This window comes from Prosthecobacter sp., from assembly GCF_044226605.1.
GTDB lineage: Bacteria > Verrucomicrobiota > Verrucomicrobiia > Verrucomicrobiales > Verrucomicrobiaceae > Prosthecobacter.
This window is the reverse complement of the sequence record NZ_JBGAGS010000024.1, coordinates 87,803-105,355: the sequence shown is the minus strand read 5'-3', so window position 1 is coordinate 105,355 and position 17,553 is coordinate 87,803. Positions and strand designations below refer to the sequence as shown.

Below are 17,553 nucleotides of genomic sequence, written 5' to 3'. Positions count from 1 at the left end.
AGAGTCCGCGCCATGAAAGCCTACCAACTCCTGCTGCTGCTTCTCTTTGCCATGCTGACCACGCCCACTGCACAGGGTGCGGGAATGAAGGCGGGCGCGGGCAGGTTTGATTTCACCCATGCCAGCAAAACGCTGCCGGTGTGGTATTATGTACCAGCCAATGCGAAGCCGGACACAGCGGTGCTGTTTGTGATGCATGGAGTGAAGCGCGATGCGGAACGCTACCGCGACGAATGGCTGCCACATGCGAAGGAGCGCGGCTTCATCCTCGTCACGCCCGAGTTTTCCGAGAAGGATTTTCCCGGGAGCGACGGCTACAACACCGGCAACATGACGGATGCGAAGGACAAGCCGCTGCCACGGACGGAATGGTCCTTCAGCTTTCTTGAACCCATCTTTGACGCGGTGAAAGCGGCCACGGGCAACCGCAGCGAGCGTTACTCGATCTATGGACATTCGGCGGGCGCGCAGTTTGTGCACCGCTACATGTATTTCATGCCCGAGGCCCGGGTGAGCCAGGCGATCGCGGCGAATGCAGGGTGGTGGACGCTGCCCGACCTGAAGGTGAAATTTCCGTATGGACTGCGCGGCAGTGTCGCGGATGAAGCGGCGCTCAAAGCCCTGCTGCAGCGGCCTCTGGTGGTGCTGCTGGGGACCGCAGACACGGACCCCCATCATGCGAACCTGCGACGCACGCCCGAAGCGATGGAGCAGGGCGAGCACCGGTATGCGCGGGGTCAGACCTTTTTTGCGACCGGACAGAAGCAGGCCAAGGCCCTGGGTGTGCCTCTTGGATGGAAACTCGCAACGGCCCCCGGTGTGGGCCACGTGGACAAAGACATGGCCCCTTTTGCGGTGGAGATTCTGTTTAGTGCCAGGCCGCTGAGCAAACCCGCCCCCAGTCAGAAGCCAGCGGCGGAACGCGCGCCTCTGCGGGAGACGCTCATCGGACGCGATCCTGCGCACCTGCGTGTGCTCTTTGGCGGCGACACGAACCACGGCGAGAGCTACCAGGATGAATATGGCCGGACCAGCGAGGGAAACATTTTGGAGAAGAAAGGCTACGAGCATGGCCTCGGCCAGCTTAGCAAGCTGCTGAAGGCGGTGGACTATCGCATCCTCAACCTGGAGACGCCGCTGACGGCGAAGCATGAGAGTCCGCTGGCGGGAAAGGACTACCTTCACTACAGCGATCCGGTGAAATCGCCCGCGGCATTTCAGAAGTATGGCCCGATCGCCTATTCACTGGCGAACAATCATACCCTGGATCAGGGTGCAGAGGGACTGGCGGACACGAGCGCGGCACTGAAGGCCGCGGGCGCACAGTCATTTGGCGCAGGGGCTTCGCTCGCGGAAGCCGCCACGCCGTTGATTCAAAAATGCCGCGTGGGTGAGCATGCCTTCACGCTGGCGGTATTTGGCGCCTTTGAGTATCGCAAGAATTACGACGAAGACTTTCACTTCTACGCGGGTGGCGGCAGGCCGGGCGTGGCGCCGGTGGATGTGGCTGCGGCGAAGACCATGATCGCCGAACTCAAGCGCAATGCACCGGACGCGTTCGTGGTGTACTTCGTGCACTGGGGGGACAACTATGCCTGGAAAAGCAAGGAGCAGACCGAGACGGCGCAGGCCCTGCGCGCGGCAGGCGTGGACCTTCTCATCGGACATGGGGCGCACACCATGCAGGAGATCGAGCGTGACGAGAAGGGATGGATTTTTTACAGCCTGGGAAATTTCCTCTTCAATGCGCGGGGACGCTACAAGGCGCACCAGGCTCCGCCCTACAGCCTGCCGCTGGTGCTTGATTTTTCGATGAAGGACGGTCGCCTGAAAACCACTCTGCGCGTGTATCCGATCCTGAGCGACAACCAGGTCACGGGCTATCAGCCACGCTTTGTCACAGAGCAGGAGCTGGGGGAGATCAGCACGCTGCTGGGCGAGAAAAGCGGCTGGGGTGCGGCGGCGCGTGCGGCAGTGAAACAAGGCAGCGACGCCATTGGCTCGTATCTGGAATTTTCGGAATAGGCGTGCCTATTGCGAAGCGATGATATAAAAGAGCACTTCTCACGTCTTCATCGCACCATGAAACCAAGCATCCGCATACTGACCGTCATCACCCTATGCCTGGGAGCGACGTGGCTGTTCGCCCAGACGGCCGCCACGAAGAAGGGGGGCATCGAAGCCAAGCTTGCGATGGCGCTGAAGCTCTACCCCGATGCTGATGCGGACAAGAACGGAACGCTCTCGGTGGATGAAGCGCTGAAGTATGTGGAAGCGCACCCGGAACTGAAGGCGCTGCTGGCCTCCAAAACCAAGACGAACGGGCCAAACACGAGCAAGCCTGGAGAGTTTACCACGCCCTCCTCCACCGGGCTGCCGCCGGGGCCGCGTGTGTTTGTATGCGCGCACAGCTTCATGATTTTCACCGCCTCCATGCTCCCCAAAATGACCGAGGCGGCGGGCATCGGCTATCAGGACGCAGGGCGGCAGATGATCGGCGGCTCGCGCACGCAGCAGCACTGGGACGTGCCGGATGAGAAGAACCTGGCCAAGCGGGTGCTGAACGAGAGCAGCGTGGATGTGCTCACGCTTTCCCCCCACATGCTGCTGCCGGACGAGGGGATCGACAACTTCACCAAGCTGGGGCTGGAGAAGAACCCGAAGCTGCGCGTGCTGGTGCAGGCCTCATGGCCGGCGCGGGATGGGAACATGTCGGGTGATTTCCACAATGCCATGCGCAATGACGCCACAGTGGAAAGCCTGCGCAAACTGCATGGGATGCAGCGTGAGCAGTGGACGCAAAAGCTGGAGGCGCAGGTGACCGCGCTGAATGCCGCCGCAGGCAAGGAGGCCGTGCACATTGTGCCGGTGGGAGATGCGGTGCTGGCGCTGCGTGAATGCATCATTGAAGGCAAGGCGCCCGGCCTCACGAAACAGACAGATCTTTTCCGGGACGACCTCGGACATCCGCAGGCGCCGCTGTCCGTGCTGGTGACGTACTGCCACTTCGTCGCCATCCATCAGCGCAACCCGGCAGGACTTCCGGTGCCCGAGGCCCTGAAAGATGTGCCGCAGGCGAAAGAGCTCAACGCACTGCTGCAGCAGATCGCCTGGGAAGCGGTGACGAGATATCCGATGAGCGGCGTGAAGATCTGAGATGAGCGCCCGCACGTCATGAGAAGCATCATCGGCGCCTTTTTGCTGGCTGCGTCTGTGCAAGCAGCGGAGGAGCACACGGTGTTTTTGCTTGAGGCGGACGGTGACAAGGCTGCGATGGTGGATCGCACCGGACGCTTTGCTCCCGAGGTGCGTGGTGGCGTGGTGGTGAAGGACGAGCGTTTCGGAGCGTGCTTGAAGTTTGACGGCGGAGGCGACGGCGGCATCACGCTCAAAGACGATGGCAGGATACGGTTTGACGGGGGAATGACATTGGATGCGTGGGTGCGCTTTGATGAAACACCGCCGGACAAAGGAGCTGTCTTTGCCCTCAAGGTGGGGTCGTTCGACTGGGAGCTGGTGAAGGGCAAGCTGAACACCGCATGGATGGTGTTTCCCACCGAGGAGGTTTTCACCACTGCTCCGCAGCAATTTAAATACTTCCCGGTGGGGGGAGACACGATCAACGGGCTCATGGAGGTGCCTGCGGGCCAGTGGACGCGGCTGACCGCGAGCTATGATGAAGCGCTGGGGGTGGTCACGACTTTGATCGACGGCCTGGTGGATCGCAGGCGGTACCGCTATCGTGGACCACAGCCGCTGCTGTGCGACGGAAAGAGCGCGCTCACGCTGCTCAAGGGATTCAAGAACTGCCGCGTGGCCTCCATCAAACTTACCGAGGGAACGCCGGATGTCACCGTGCCAACGATGGAAGCGTATCTCAATGCGCTGCCATATCGTGGCAAGATGATGATCACGCTGGACCACATCGACACACGGCTGGCGCTGCCGATCGATGTCACCCTGGTTTCCGAGAAAGCCAGCGGCGCCGCAACGACGCTGAAAAAGATCACGCTGGACACACATGCGCGTCAGGATCTGGAGTTTGAAGCGCCGACCTGGATGAACAGCCTGCATACCTGCACAGTGCTGGCGGCTTCAGGAGGACGGCAGTTTTTTGCGCGCACACTGAGACTGGGCAATGTGAAGCCGGCAGGACGGACGATGATTCACGAGGACCACACGCTGTCGCATGGCGGGAGGAAGTTTTTTCCGCTGCTGATTTATCATGCGATGCCGGAGGATTTTCCGCTGATGGCGGAGCTGGGGTTCAATGTGGTGCTCAACGATTTCAATCTGAACCGTGCGCATGCTGGTGACCGTGAAGGGTATGCGCGCAAGCTTTCAGAGTGCCTGGACGCCGCCGCGAAGAGCAAGCTGTTCATGATTGCGAGCGCAAACGAGGCCTTCGGCAAGCTTTTCACCATTCCGGTGGCGAAGGACCACCCTGCCCTGCTGCTGTGGTATGGCGACGATGAACCGTGGGGCGACATCACGCGCCTGCATGAAAGCTACAACACGATCAAGATGCTGGCGCCGGACCAGCCGGTGCTGATCGTGCAGAACAACTATTCGCGGCTGCAGGACACCGCGCCTGCGGCGGACATCCTGGCGACGGACCCGTATCCCGTGCCGAATGTCTCCCTGCGCGCGGTCGCGGATGCCACGCAGTCGAGCATCCGCGCAGTGGCGGGACGCAAGCCGGTATGGACGGTGCTGCCGCAGTATGGGGCGAAAATTCCGACGCGGGAGGAGCTGCGCTGCATGGTGTGGCTGGCGCTCTCCAGTGGTGCGAACGGGCTTGGTCTTTTCGCCTGGGATGAACGGAGCAAGGATGCTAAAACAGGCGAGCTCAAAGGCTGGTTTACCAAGGAGCATCCGGAACAGATCGAAGACCTGCGGGCGGTGCTGAAGGAGGTGCATGCGATGGAGCCAATGCTGCTGACACCGGACGCTGTGCAGCAGCCCGCGCCGCGCAATCCGGCGATTCACGCGCTGCTCAAGGAAGGCGGCGGCAAACGCTGGCTGATCGTGGCCAATGATTCGCGCCGTGCCGAGGATGCGATTCTGAACGTGGAAGGCGCTGCAAATGCCGAGGCGCATGAACTGACGGATGGGCATGCCAGCGTGCGTTTCAACCAGGATGAACTCAGGCTCAAGCTGCCTCCGCTCGGCGTGGCGGTGTATGAGCTGAAACCCTGACGCAGCCGCATTTCATGAATCCTCCCCTCCTCATCTTCGCGCTTCTGGCTCTTCTCCCGGGCGCCGTCATGGCAGAATTCTTTGCCAATGATTCGCGCAGCTTTTCCCAAAGTGCGAAGTCGGTGGTGCACACGGACCTGTCCAAGGCAGAGCCTGCGGCGGCCATGATCACGGGAAAACGGCAGAAGGGGAAATGGAAGATGATCCCCTTTGCCACCGCGGAGATGACGGGCACGGCGCTGTCGATCTACAGCGGCACCAATCCGCCGGTGGTCAAACTGCCGCTGGCGGAGCGTGGCTGGCATGCGGTGTATGTGGGACTGGCGACGACCTCGGGCGGTTTCAACATCGGCGGCAACGGCATCAAGGCGAAGCTGAGCGATGAGCCGGTCTTCAAACGCATGGCGAACAATCTGGCGCTGCTGCCCAACCGACGCGCGGTGATTCAAGAATGCTTTCTCTCTGTGGCGAATCTGAACGGGCAGGCAGTCGAGATTTCGCCGATGCCGGGACTGCCGGCGACGGTTTGCTATGTGAAAGCAGTCCCACTGACCGAAGCGGAGGTGAAGGCGAGCCGGGCGGTGTCCACGCAGCGAACGTCGATCGCGACGTTTGACGGGCACAGCTGGATCTGGCCCTTCAAACCGACGACAGCGGAGGAACTGGCGGAAGAGTTTCGGGGCTTTGAAACGACCGACATCGGCAAGTGGTGGTTTCAGGTGACGGGAGCGGATCTCGTGTGCTATCCGAGCAAGATCGGAACGTATGCCGGTGAGGGCACGGTGGATTTTCCCAGCGGGACTTATGCCAGCTACACCAAGTCTTTGGAAACGCTGTTCAAGAAAGGGGTGAATCCGCTGAAAGTGGCGCGGGATGCGGCGAAAGCGCAGGGCGCGGAGTTTCATGTGATGCTGCGGCCTGCAGGCTGGGTGGGATCGATGCCGTATGAGGAGACGTTCAACAGCAAGTTTTTCCATGAACATCCGGAGTGGCGCTGCTTTGACCGCGACGGAACGCCGACGTTTTTCATGAGCTATGCCAATCCCGAGGTGCGGAAGCATTTGATCGAGGTGTTTCGTGAGACGCTGGAGCTGCAGCCGGAGGGTGTAGGCTTTCTGTTCAACCGCGGCATGCCTCTGATGCTGTGGGAGGATGCATTTTGCGCTCGCTTCAAGGCGATGCACAACGCCGATGCCAGATCGGTGGAGGATGATGATCCGCGCATCCATGCGACGCGTGCGGCGATCATGACGGATTTCATGACGGAGGTGCGGGCGCTGCTGGATGAGACTGCGGCCAAGCAGGGACGAAAGGAACGCTACAAGATTTCGCTCGGCACCTTTGCGAAAGAGGAAGACAACCAGCGATGGGGACTGGACCTGCCAAACTGGATACAACGCGGGCTGGTGGATGATCTGGCGACGACGTGGTTTGCCTACCATACTTCGTTTGAGAAGACGCCGGGGAAGATCGACATGGAGTACTATCGCCGCATTACCAAAGGAACGAAGACGAAGGCGTATCCGATGGTGATCGCGTGGAAAACCGGCAAGCCGAAAGAACTGTGCAAGCAGGCTGCAGGCTACCTTGCCGCGGGAGATCCCGGTGTGGCCATCTGGGACCCGCAGGTGATGAAGGGGTGGCCAGAGAATTCGCCAGGAAACGTGTTTGATGTGCTGGGCAGGCTCGGGCATCGCGATGAGCTGCTGCGCTGGGCCAAGAACGGCGTGCCACAACCGCTGACAATCCCGCTGACGCGGCTGGATGAAAACTACTTCAGCCGCTGGTTTCCGAACACGGGATTCTGAGTTTGTTTGCACCCACCAACCCAACCATGAAAAAGAGCCTTCTCCTCGGCATGCTGCTGGCATGCTCCGCCACCGCCGCCGACTTCGTGCCAGGCAAGAGCGTCTTCGGCGAGCAAAAGTACATCGAGTACATTCCTGGTGATCTGCCGCTGGTAGTGTGCTCTCCGCATGGAGGACGCGAGACGCCGGAGAGCATTCCCGACCGCAAGGAGGGCGTGGTGCAGCCGGACGCCAACACGCAGGAACTCGCGCGTGCCTTTGCCGAAGCAGTGCATGCGCGCACGGGGCGCCACATGCACCTGATCATTTCGAATCTGCACCGCAAGGAGCTGGATCCCAATCGTGAGATCGTGGAGGCCGCACAGGGAAGCCCCATCGCCGAGAAGGCATGGAACGAGTATCATGGATTCGTCGCGCAAGCCTGTGCCGCCACGGTGAAGCAGCATGGCGTGGCCTTTTTCATCGACCTTCATGGACAGAGCCATCCGGACGTACGCATCGAGCTGGGGTATCAGCATTCGGCCAAGGACCTGGCCGTCAGCGATGCACAGCTCAACGGCCCATCCTACCACGCCAGGAGCAGCATCCAGCTCATTGCCATGCAATCCAATGAACCCTATTCACAGATCGTGCGCGGACCGGCGAGCTTTGGCGCACTGCTGGAGAAGAAGGGATACCTTGCCGCACCGAGCCCGCGAATGCCCTCGCCGCAGGAGCCTTTTTTCACCGGCGGCTACACCGTACGGCGCTACTGCGTGGCGAAGGACCATGTGACCGGCCTGCAGATCGAGACTTACAAACCCAAACTGCGGGACACCAAAGAAAGCCGCCAACAATTTGCAGCCGCCCTGGTGGATGTGCTGGCTGAATACCTGCCTGCGAGGCTGGGACTGCAACTGGACGGCACGAAGATCACTTCAAAGACGAAATAATCATGAGCATGAAACCTGTTCTTTTGCTGTTCTTCGGGGCCACCATGGCCGGCGCTGAACCTTTGGTGCAAAACCTGTGGCCAGCCGCTCCTCCCGGGCCGGCGTCCCAGCCGCAGGGTGAAGAACGCGATCTCACCAAGCCGGAGGACAAGCTCATTGCAGGACGACGCATCATCAAGCTGGGGCATGTGAGCACGCCGCAGATGCATGTGTATCTGCCTCCGAAGGACAAAGCGAATGGCGGCGCAGTGCTGGTGTGCCCGGGCGGAGGCTTTACCATTCTGGCATGGGACCTGGAGGGCACGGAGATCGCGGAATGGCTGAACACCCTGGGATTTGCGGCGGTGGTGGTGAAGTACCGTGTGCCGACCGGAATGCTGGGAGATGCACTGGATGAATCTGGCGTTTCACCGCTGCGCTCACTCGGGCCGCTGATGGATGCACAGCGGGCGGTGAGCCTGACGCGCGCGCATGCGAAGGATTGGGGACTTGATCCCGCCCGCATCGGCATCATGGGCTTTTCAGCGGGAGGAGCGACCGCTGGCCTGTGCACGGTGCATGGCGAGAAGCGGGCCTATGCAAAAACGGATGCAAGCGATGAGCAGTCCTGCGCACCAAACTTTGCCCTGCTGATCTATCCCGCAGGATTTGTGGACAAAGAGACGGGGGCCCTGAGGACGCACCTCAAGGTCAGCAAAGACATGCCACCGGTCTTTTTTGTGATGGCGGAGGACGATCACGTGGACTGTGACAACTGCACGGTGCTGTTCACCGCGCTGAAGCACGCGAAGGTGCCTGCGGAGTTGCACATCTACACCCATGGCGGGCATGGCTACGGCCTTCGCCCCACCGAACTGCCAGTCACGCGCTGGCCCGCCCGTGCGGCGGAGTGGCTGCAGGACATGGGATTGAACAAGAAGGCCGCGCCGTAAGGCTGTTGCGATTTTAACCGGCCTCATTCACCCTCCCTTATGAAAACCTCACGCCGCTCCTTTCTCCGCTGCGCCAGCCTGGCGCCGTTCAGTCTCTGGATTCCGAAGTCCTTCGCCGAAGAGACTTCCTTGCACCTTGCTCGCAGCACTCCGGAGGCGCAGGGCGTGTCCGCAGCGGGAATATTGGATTTCCTGGACGCGGTGGAACGCGAGAAATTTGAGCTGCACAGCCTCATGATGCTGCGGCATGGCAAGGTGATCGCCGAAGGCTGGTGGAAACCGTACGGCCCGGAGCTGGTGCACACGATGTACTCGATGAGCAAGAGCTTCACCTCCACGGCCGTGGGTTTTGCGGTGGCTGAAGGGAAGCTGAGCGTGGAGGACAAGGTGGTGTCGTTTTTTCCCGACGATCTGCCGGCACAGGTCAGTGAAAATCTGGCGGCGATGCGGGTGAAGGACCTGCTGACGATGAGCACGGGCAATGAGAAAGAGCCGACGGGAGTGGTGGTCAAAGAAGATAACTGGGCGCGGGCGTTTCTGGCGCAGAACATCGCGCACAAGCCCGGGACGCAGTTCATGTACAACAGCGCGGCCACCTACATGTGCTCCGCCATTGTGCAGAGGCTCACGCACCAGACGGTGCTGGACTACCTGACGCCGCGGCTGTTTGCACCGCTGGGCATCAAGGACATGAAGTGGGAGACCTGCCCGCATGGCATCAACACCGGTGGCTGGGGTCTCAGCATTCAGACGGAGGGGCTGGCAAAGTTTGGCCAGTTCCTGCTGCAAAAAGGAAAGTGGAACGGCGAGCAACTCTTGCCCGCTGCCTGGGTGGATGAGGCCACGCGCTTTCACATCCAGCAGCCGGGCGGCGACAAACCGGACAGGCCCAAGGCGAAGAACGACTGGATGCAGGGCTACGGCTATCAGTTCTGGCGCTGCCAGGGCACGGCCTTCCGCGGCGATGGCGCGTTTGGTCAGTTCACGATCGTGCTGCCGGAGCAGGACGCAGTAATCGTGATGACGAGCGAGAACAAGAACATGCAGGGGCAGCTCGATCTGGTGTGGAAGCATCTGCTGCCGGCGATCGATGCCAAGGACACAAAGGCGGGGGACCTCGGCAGGCTCAAGACGCTGGCGCTTGAACCGCCGAAGGGCAGCAAGACTTCGCCCACTGCCGCCCGGATCAGCGGGAAAACGTTCACGCTGGAGAAGAATGATCTCGACCAGCCTTTCGTGAAGTTTGTTTTCAAAGATGACGACTGCACGTTTTTGAGCGGCGTGCACATCATCCGCTGCGGTCTCACGTCATGGGCCCTGGGCGAAGCCGTTTTTCCCGGTACGCCGCCGCGTCTCATCTCCGGCGGCAAGCCCAAGCAGGCCGGACCCTCCAAGATCGCCGCGAGTGCGACGTGGAAAGATGACAACACGCTGGTGATGACATGGCGCTACTATGAGACGCCGCACAGCGACACGATGACGTGTGTTTTTGACGGCGACCATGTGACGATCACCTTCCTTAACAGCATCACCGCGATGAATCCCAAGGCGAAGGATTCGCGCGCGCCGCTGAAAGGGCAGATGAGTGCCTGAGGACATGTCTATGGCGGGCATGCACAAGTCCGGACTGCAGCGCGGGTTGAAGCATGACAGGCTATGACCGGCCGGTGAGCACCTCGTGCAAAGCGGTGAGAATGGTCTGGGCCGTGAAGGGCTTTGGAAGGAAGTGCTTCACCCCCATTGCCGTGGCGCGGGCGGAGCTACCATCATTGGCGAGACCGCTGGCGGCGATGATTTTGACGTCAGGATTGAGACGCTGAAGCACCTGGATGGTGGCCTGACCGCCCATGACGGGCATCATCATGTCCGTCACCACGGCGGCAACATCCAGGCGATGGATGGAATAGAGAGCCACGGCCTCCGTGCCATCTGCCGCGACGAGCACCCGGTAGCCATAGCTTTCCAGAGTCTGCTCCGTGATGGCACGCACGGCAGCCTCATCATCCACAATGAGGATCAGTTCACCGTTGCCACGCGGGTGGGTGTCCTGCTGCATCCTGGCAGCCACGCCTTCCGGGGCTTCCATGGCGGGGAAGCAGACGCTGAAGGTGGTGCCATTGCCGGGCTCGCTGTAGACATTGAGGAAGCCGCCATGACTTCTGACAATGGAGAGCACCGTGGAAAGTCCGAGGCCCGTGCCTTTTCCCTGCTCTTTGGTGGTGAAAAAGGGATCGAAGATCTTGTCCACCACTTCAGGGGGTATGCCGGTGCCGCTGTCCGTGACCTTGATCATGAGGTAGCGTCCGGGTGTGGAGCCGGGAGTCATGCCGGCGTAGTTGTCATCCACATGGAGGCTGGTGGCTGAGACGCTCAGGGTGCCGCCGTGGGGCATGGCATCGCGGGCATTGACGCACAGGTTCAGCAGTACCTGATGCAGCTGGGTGTGGTCTCCGGAGAACAAGGGCAGCTCCTTGTCCAGTTCCGAGCGGAAGACGATCTCCTTGGGGAAGGTGTCCTGCACGAGGTGCTGCATGTCCTGAATGACATGCCGGACATCGATGACCATCCGCTCCCCTTCGACGCCACGGGCAAAGGAGAGGATCTGCTTCACCATGTCCGCGCCGCGCTTGGCACTGGTCTCGATGGTGGAAAGAACGGTCAAGGCACGCTGGTCACGGCTGGTCAGCCGCAGGAGCTCGATGGACATCAGGATCGGTGCGAGCACATTGTTGAGATCATGAGCGATGCCGCCTGCCAGGGTGCCAATGCTTTCCATGCGCTGCGCGCGGAGAAACTGCTGCTCCAGCTTCTTTTTCTCGGTGATGTCACTGTTGATGGCGAGCACGGCCTGCGGACGGCCCGTGTCATCACGCACCAAGGTCCAGCGGGCCTCGACCAAAACAGGGGCGCCGGACTTGGTGATCTGCTGAATTTCACCCCTCCATTCCCCCTTGCTGAGGACTGCTTCGATGGCGCTTTTGTACCCGACCGTGTCACGGTAGAGAAAATCGCCGGTGTGACGGCCTTTGGCCTCTTCGAAGCTCCATCCGTAGAGCAGCTCGGCGCTTTTGTTCCAGTAGGTGATTCCGTGCTCAAGATGCCGGACGAGGATGGCGTCCCGGGCCTTGTCCAGCAGCGAGGCCTGCTCAAGCAGCCGGTCTCTGGAGCCTTTGTGCTCGGTGATGTCCTGCGCGACACCGGCCACGCGGTAGACCTCTCCCGCCGCATTGTGCACTGGGAAGGCGCGGTCGTGTATCCACCGCACTGATCCGTCCGGACGGATGACGCGGTACTCCTCGTCGTAGGTGCCATTGACCTGCCGGGTGGTCGCGGCAAGAAGCACCCTCTCCCGGTCCTCCGGGTGGATGGCCTCCAGCCAGTTCTGCGGATTGACCCGCAGGCTCTCACAAGTACGGCCCCAGATGCGCTCATACGCCTGGCTGACGTAAAGGATGTGGTGCTTGGAAGTATCGGTGATCCAGAAAACTTCCTGAATCGTCTCTGCGATCTGGCGGAAGCGCTCCTCGCTCTCCCGCAGCGCCTCCTCGGCCAGCTTGCGTTCGGTGATGTTTTCATGAGCCACGACCGCACGCAGGGGGCCATCGCTGCAGAAACGGGTGACGCGCACGACGAAATAGCGGGGGCCATGCGGACCATGGCAGGGATATTCCAGATGAAATTCTGGCTGGCTGCCCGCCATGACCGAACGTATGCCCTGAGCCACCACCGCCGCCTCTTCGGAGAACCTGCCGGTCGCGCGGTCGCAGAGGGTGAGATAGTTTTCACCCACGCCGTAGCCGGCGCTTTTGAAGCCGTTTTCAATGGCAAAGCGGTTCCAGGCACTGTTGACTTCGACGATGGTGCCGTGCTCATCCAGGATGGCGATATGAGTGGTCAGGGCATCAAGGGTGGACTGCAAAAAGCGCTTGGACTCCAGCAGGGCGAGGGCGGCCTTTTTGCGCTCGGTAATGTCACGGAACGCCCAGATTCTGCCGTAGTACTGACCGTCACTGCCCACCACAGGCGAGGAGTAGCGGTCCAGCACGGTGCCGTCTTTGAGCTCCATCTCATCACGTCCCACTTCATCGCGATGAGCATAGAGATGCCTGACCCGGTCGAGAAAGGACTCGGGGTTGACCACCCTGGAGGTGATCCACTCAAGCTGGCAGCGGGCGTCCCCATCATCTGAAATGTGCTGAGGGATCTGGAAGATTTCGATCATGCGCTGGTTTTGCAGAATCTTCCTCCGGCGCTCGTTCACCACCATGATGCCGTCGATGGAGGCAGCGACCTGGGCCTCAAGAAACGCGGTCTTCCAGCGCAGCTCTTTTTCACTCCGCTTCAGATCTTCGGAAGCCTTGGCCGTGTCTCTGCGCAGCTGCCCCTGGGCCATGGCCTGCCTGATGGAGATACCAAGCCTGACCAGGCGGTCTTTAAGAAGGTAGTCGGTGGCTCCGAGCCGCATCATTTCCACCGCCACATCCTCCCCGATGGTGCCGGAGATGATGATGAAGGGAATGTCATAGCCGCTCTGCTGCAGCAGCTTCAATGCATGCGGCCCGCTGAACGTGGGCATCTCGTAGTCCGAAAGAATGATGTCGAGATCGGGGGTGAGCTCGTCCAGGTAATCCTCCTCCGTCTCCACTTGATGCAAGTCAGGGTCAAAGCCAGCCTGACGCAGGGCGCGCAGCACAAGCTCAGCATCATTGGGATTGTCCTCCGCCAAAAGAACTCGCAATGGCTGGCTCATGTTATTTCTCCATCTTTGGGGGTTGATTGATCAGAAGCCAGTACATGCCGAGCTCCTGCACAGCGGCGGTGAAGCCTTCGAAGTTCACCGGCTTGACGATGTAGCTGTTGACTCCGAGCTGATAGCTTTTGACCACATCCGTCTGCTCCTTGGAGGAGGTGAGCATGACGACCGGGATTTGCCTGGTGCGCGGATCGCCTTTGATGCGCTCGAGGACCTCGAGGCCGTCCACTTTGGGGAGTTTGAGATCAAGCAGGATCAGCTTGGGTATGTCCTCAATCCTCCGACCCGCATGCGGGCCTTCGCAAAAGATGAAGTCCAGTGCCTCCGCACCGTCCCGGGCAATCTGGATGTGGTTGCCAAGGTTCGAGTTGCGCAGGGCGCGCAGGGTCAGCTCCAAGTCTTCCAGGCTGTCTTCGACGAGCAGTATTTCGATGATGTTGTTATCGTTCATGACGCAATGTCTCCTTCAAGGGTGAAATAAAAAGTGGCGCCCTGGTCGGGAGCGGCCTCCGCCCAGACCCGGCCGCCGTGGCGGTGAATGATGCGCTGGACGATGGCGAGGCCGACGCCTGTGCCGTCGTAGTCCTCGGCGCGATGCAGACGCTGGAAGACGCCAAAGAGCTTGTGGGCGTAGCGCATGTCAAAGCCGGTGCCGTTGTCCTTCACAAAATAGGTGTGGGGCTTTTGCTCCGTTTTGCAGCCGATTTCGATTTCGGTGGAAGGACGCTTCTGCGTGTACTTGAAGGCGTTGGACAGAAGGTTGATCCACACCTGCTTCAGCAGGGCGGGATCCCCTTCGCAAGGGGGAAGATCGCCTACATGGACGTGCACGTCACGGCCGTCCCGCTGGCTGCTCAGTTCTTCGAGCGTGTCCTGCACAAGGCGGCGGACATCGACCGTGCGTCTGGACATGGCAGCGCGGCTTAACCGCGAAAAGCTCAACAGGTCATCGATCAGACTGCCCATGCGCTGCGCACTGGTGCGAATGACCTGCAGATAGCGCTGGCCATCCGCCGGGAGCTGAGGCCCGTAATCCTCCAGCACGGCGCGTGAAAAGCCATCCATGGCGCGCAGGGGCGCGCGAAGATCGTGGGACACGGAATAGGAGAACGACTCCAGCTCTTTGTTGGCGGCTTCAAGCTGCAGGTTTGCCGCCTGGATCTTTTGTGAACTGTGGAAAATCTCCGCCTCCATCTGCTCCATGCGGATTCTCCGTTCTTCATCCCTTTCGGTGACCTGTGATTTCCTGAGCACGAACTCGGTCACATCCTCCGCCCGGTGGATGATGTACTTCACCTGCTGAGCGGCATCCAGCAGGGGGGAGTTGACGGGACTCCAGTAACGCTCCTCAAACACGCCGTCAGGCCTGCGGATGTCGTATTTCTGGATGGCCATGGTGTGAGCCTTGCGCCGCTCCAGAACGCTGACCAGTGAAGCGCGGAGATTTGTTTCTCCCGTTGCGCCAGGCTCGTCCGGATTGTCCGGGAAGACTTCGAAGAGTCCCCGTCCGATGATGTTTTGTCGTTCGGTCATGGTGGCCTGAAGATAAGCGTCACTCACCCCCACGATTTTGAATTCAGGCGTGAGCACCAGGTAAAGGCCTGGCAACGAATCAAAGAGGCTCTGGAGTTCGGCGCGGCTCTGGCTGAGTTCTGCGATGGCCGCAGCGAGCTGCGTGGTGCGCTCGGTCACGCGCTGCTCCAGTTCCGTGTTCAACTGCCTGACCGCCTCCTCCGCCAGCTTGCGCTCATGCACATCGAGCAGGAAGGCCGCCAGACCGTCCCCGGTGGGGAAGAGCCGGATGTCCAGCCAGCGCTCCGCGATGGGAGAAAAGGCTTCGAAGGACATGGGCACGCGCTCCGACATGACGCGCCGGTAATGCTTCTCCATGGGCGTGCCCAGGAGCTTGTCAAACACCTCCCAGATGGTGTGGCCGAGCATCTGCTCCCGGCGATGCCGGAGCAGTGTTTCACTGCGATCATTCACAAAAACAAAGTTCCACCCGCCATCCAGAACGAAGCAGGCCTCGGTCATGCCATGAACCATTTCCGCCAGGCGCCGGTCTGCGGCATGCAGAAGCGCATCTTTTTCCCGCAGGGCTTTTTCCACCTGCTGGCGCCGCTCCATCTGCTCGGTGCGGTCCAGCACCACGGCCAGGTGACTCGCCAAAGCGGAGAAGAACTCCCGCTCCGCCGGCCCGAGCGTACGCACGCCTTCATCGCCAAAAGTGCCTGCGCCAATGACGCCCAGTTTTCGACCGGACATCGACACCGGCATGTTCACGATGGTACGGCTGCCGAGCCTTGCCACGGTTTCTTTGTTTGTCCGCGGATCCAGCCGGGCGTCCTCCACCACCACGATGTGTTCGGCGGCGGCGAGTTCTTCGAGCATGGCATCGCCCGCGATGAGGAGTTCTTCATCACTGTTTTCTCTCCGAGAAGGCTCAGCGTGGCCGTTCGCCAGCACCAGCCGCATGGAACGACGGTCGTCCGAGAAGAGATAGAACCAGGCGTGTTTGAAGCCAAGGGTGGCCCGAAGTTCCGACCCTGCTGCCTGCAGAATATCAGCCAAACTTTCCACCTGTTCGAGCTGGCGCGCCAGGCGCAGGAGCGACTGGGAATGCTCCTGCTTTGTTTTCAGCTCGTTCTGCGCACGCTGACGCTCTGTGATATCGCGTGCGATTTTGGAGGCTCCGACAACCACGCCCTGTGCATTCCGAATCGGTGAGACGGTGACAGAGACCGCGATCTGCGCCCCCGATTTGGTGAGGCGCATGGTCTCAAAATGCTCCATGCGCTCGCCCCGCTTGATCCGGGACAGGATCAGGTCTTCCTCATCTTGTCGATCCGGAGGGATGAGAAGCGTGATGGGGCGCCCGACGATTTCACTGGCCGGATAGCCGAACATGCTTTCCGCACCCGCATTCCAGCTGGTGACGATGCTGTTTAAATCTTTGCCGACAATGGCATCCGCCGATGATTCGACGATGGCTGCCAGCAAAGCCGAGGTTTTCTCCACTTTCTGGCGGTCGCTGATGTCACGCAAAACGACGGTGATCAGGGACTGGCCCGCCACTTCGACCTGGGAGATGGATGCTTCGACGGGGAACTCCCCGCCATCTGCGCGCATGCCGCTCAAAATTTTCACTTCGTGCGGAAAAGCCAAGGCAGGGCTGTGCTGGACGCCATCGTCAGTCTGCTGACCGGCCGCGTGAGGAACGCCCTGCGGAATGAAACGTTGAACCGGCTGCCCCAAGGCCTCTGCGGCCGGACAGCGAAACATTTCCTCTGCTGCGGCATTGAAGAGCACGATGGCATGACTGCCGTCCACACTGATGATGGAGTCCAGGGCGGAGTCCAAGATGCCTGTGAGGCGCGCATTGCCGAGACGGATGGATTCACGGCTAAGCGAAAGCTCCTGCGTGCGTGCAGAAACATTGGACTCAAGCTGCTCATTCGCGGTGCGGAGAGCAGCCAGTGCCTTGGACACCTGCAGGCTCCTCTGGATCAGCCGCTGATGGACCTGCGCCATCAGCGCGCCCATGCCCACAAAGAGCACCACCGAGAGCAGCGAATGCACATCCTGGGTGGCGAACGAGAACCGGTGAGGGATGAAAAAGAACCACACAAGCAGGGCGGAAAGAACCGTCGCCCATAGACCGCCACGCAGTCCGCCGATCCACGAGCTGAAAAACACCGCCGGGTAGAACATGAACCACACAAGCGGCTGCAGCCAGGACCAGGCAAGCCACTGAACTCCGAGTGCCGCCAGAGGAAGCAGCAAAGCAGAACGCGGCGGGAGAAAGCGCTGAATCATCACGTCAGCATTTTCTCATTTGATTTCCCTGCTCCCCGTACTGCAAATCACAGCGCAAACCCATTCGATTTCAGGGCCCTGTACGCCCCTTAGAATCGTTGGTTGGAGAGATA

The 17,553-nt window shown here is 60.5% G+C and carries 10 protein-coding genes; 7 read left to right on the top strand and 3 right to left on the bottom strand.

Annotated elements, in window-relative coordinates:
• Window positions 1-12: 12 nt before the first annotated feature.
• Genes ACILSO_RS26700 through ACILSO_RS26670 form a run of 7 tightly spaced genes read left to right on the top strand, consistent with a single transcriptional unit; the run spans window position 13 to window position 10,464 of the window.
• Window positions 13-2,025, top strand: coding sequence for a CapA family protein (locus tag ACILSO_RS26700; protein ID WP_395740538.1), 2,013 nt, complete (start codon window positions 13-15; stop codon window positions 2,023-2,025).
• A gap of 57 nt (window positions 2,026-2,082) precedes the next feature.
• Window positions 2,083-3,156, top strand: coding sequence for a hypothetical protein (locus ACILSO_RS26695; RefSeq protein ID WP_395740537.1), 1,074 nt, complete (start codon window positions 2,083-2,085; stop codon window positions 3,154-3,156).
• Window positions 3,157-3,174: 18 nt separating this feature from the next.
• A complete protein-coding gene (locus ACILSO_RS26690; protein ID WP_395740536.1) occupies window positions 3,175-5,199 on the top strand; it encodes a hypothetical protein in 2,025 nt (674 codons plus the stop codon).
• 14 nt (window positions 5,200-5,213) lie between these two features.
• The gene (locus ACILSO_RS26685; RefSeq protein ID WP_395740535.1) at window positions 5,214-7,007 is read left to right on the top strand and encodes a hypothetical protein; all 1,794 of its coding nucleotides are present in this window, start codon (window positions 5,214-5,216) and stop codon (window positions 7,005-7,007) included.
• 26 nt (window positions 7,008-7,033) lie between these two features.
• Entirely contained in the window at window positions 7,034-7,939 is a 906-nt protein-coding gene (locus ACILSO_RS26680; RefSeq protein ID WP_395740534.1) for a hypothetical protein, read from the top strand.
• Window positions 7,940-7,947: 8 nt separating this feature from the next.
• Window positions 7,948-8,871, top strand: coding sequence for an alpha/beta hydrolase (locus ACILSO_RS26675; RefSeq protein ID WP_395740533.1), 924 nt, complete (start codon window positions 7,948-7,950; stop codon window positions 8,869-8,871).
• Between the two features lie 39 nt (window positions 8,872-8,910).
• The gene (locus ACILSO_RS26670) at window positions 8,911-10,464 is read left to right on the top strand and encodes a serine hydrolase domain-containing protein (protein WP_395740532.1); all 1,554 of its coding nucleotides are present in this window, start codon (window positions 8,911-8,913) and stop codon (window positions 10,462-10,464) included.
• A 61-nt stretch (window positions 10,465-10,525) separates the two neighbouring features.
• Here the strand turns inward: ACILSO_RS26670 and ACILSO_RS26665 are convergent, their stop codons facing one another.
• Genes ACILSO_RS26665 through ACILSO_RS26655 form a run of 3 tightly spaced genes read right to left on the bottom strand, consistent with a single transcriptional unit; the run spans window position 10,526 to window position 17,440 of the window.
• Window positions 10,526-13,621: a PAS domain S-box protein gene (locus ACILSO_RS26665; protein ID WP_395740531.1), complete on the bottom strand. Its 3,096-nt coding sequence runs from the start codon at window positions 13,619-13,621 to the stop codon at window positions 10,526-10,528.
• Window position 13,622: 1 nt separating this feature from the next.
• Window positions 13,623-14,075 (bottom strand): response regulator, encoded by a 453-nt coding sequence (locus ACILSO_RS26660; protein ID WP_395740530.1) that lies wholly within the window; start codon window positions 14,073-14,075, stop codon window positions 13,623-13,625.
• Window positions 14,072-17,440, bottom strand: a complete 3,369-nt coding sequence (locus ACILSO_RS26655) for a PAS domain S-box protein (RefSeq protein WP_395740529.1) — start codon at window positions 17,438-17,440, stop codon at window positions 14,072-14,074. Before ACILSO_RS26655 ends, ACILSO_RS26660 begins: the two co-directional genes overlap by 4 nt.
• Window positions 17,441-17,553: the final 113 nt, after the last annotated feature.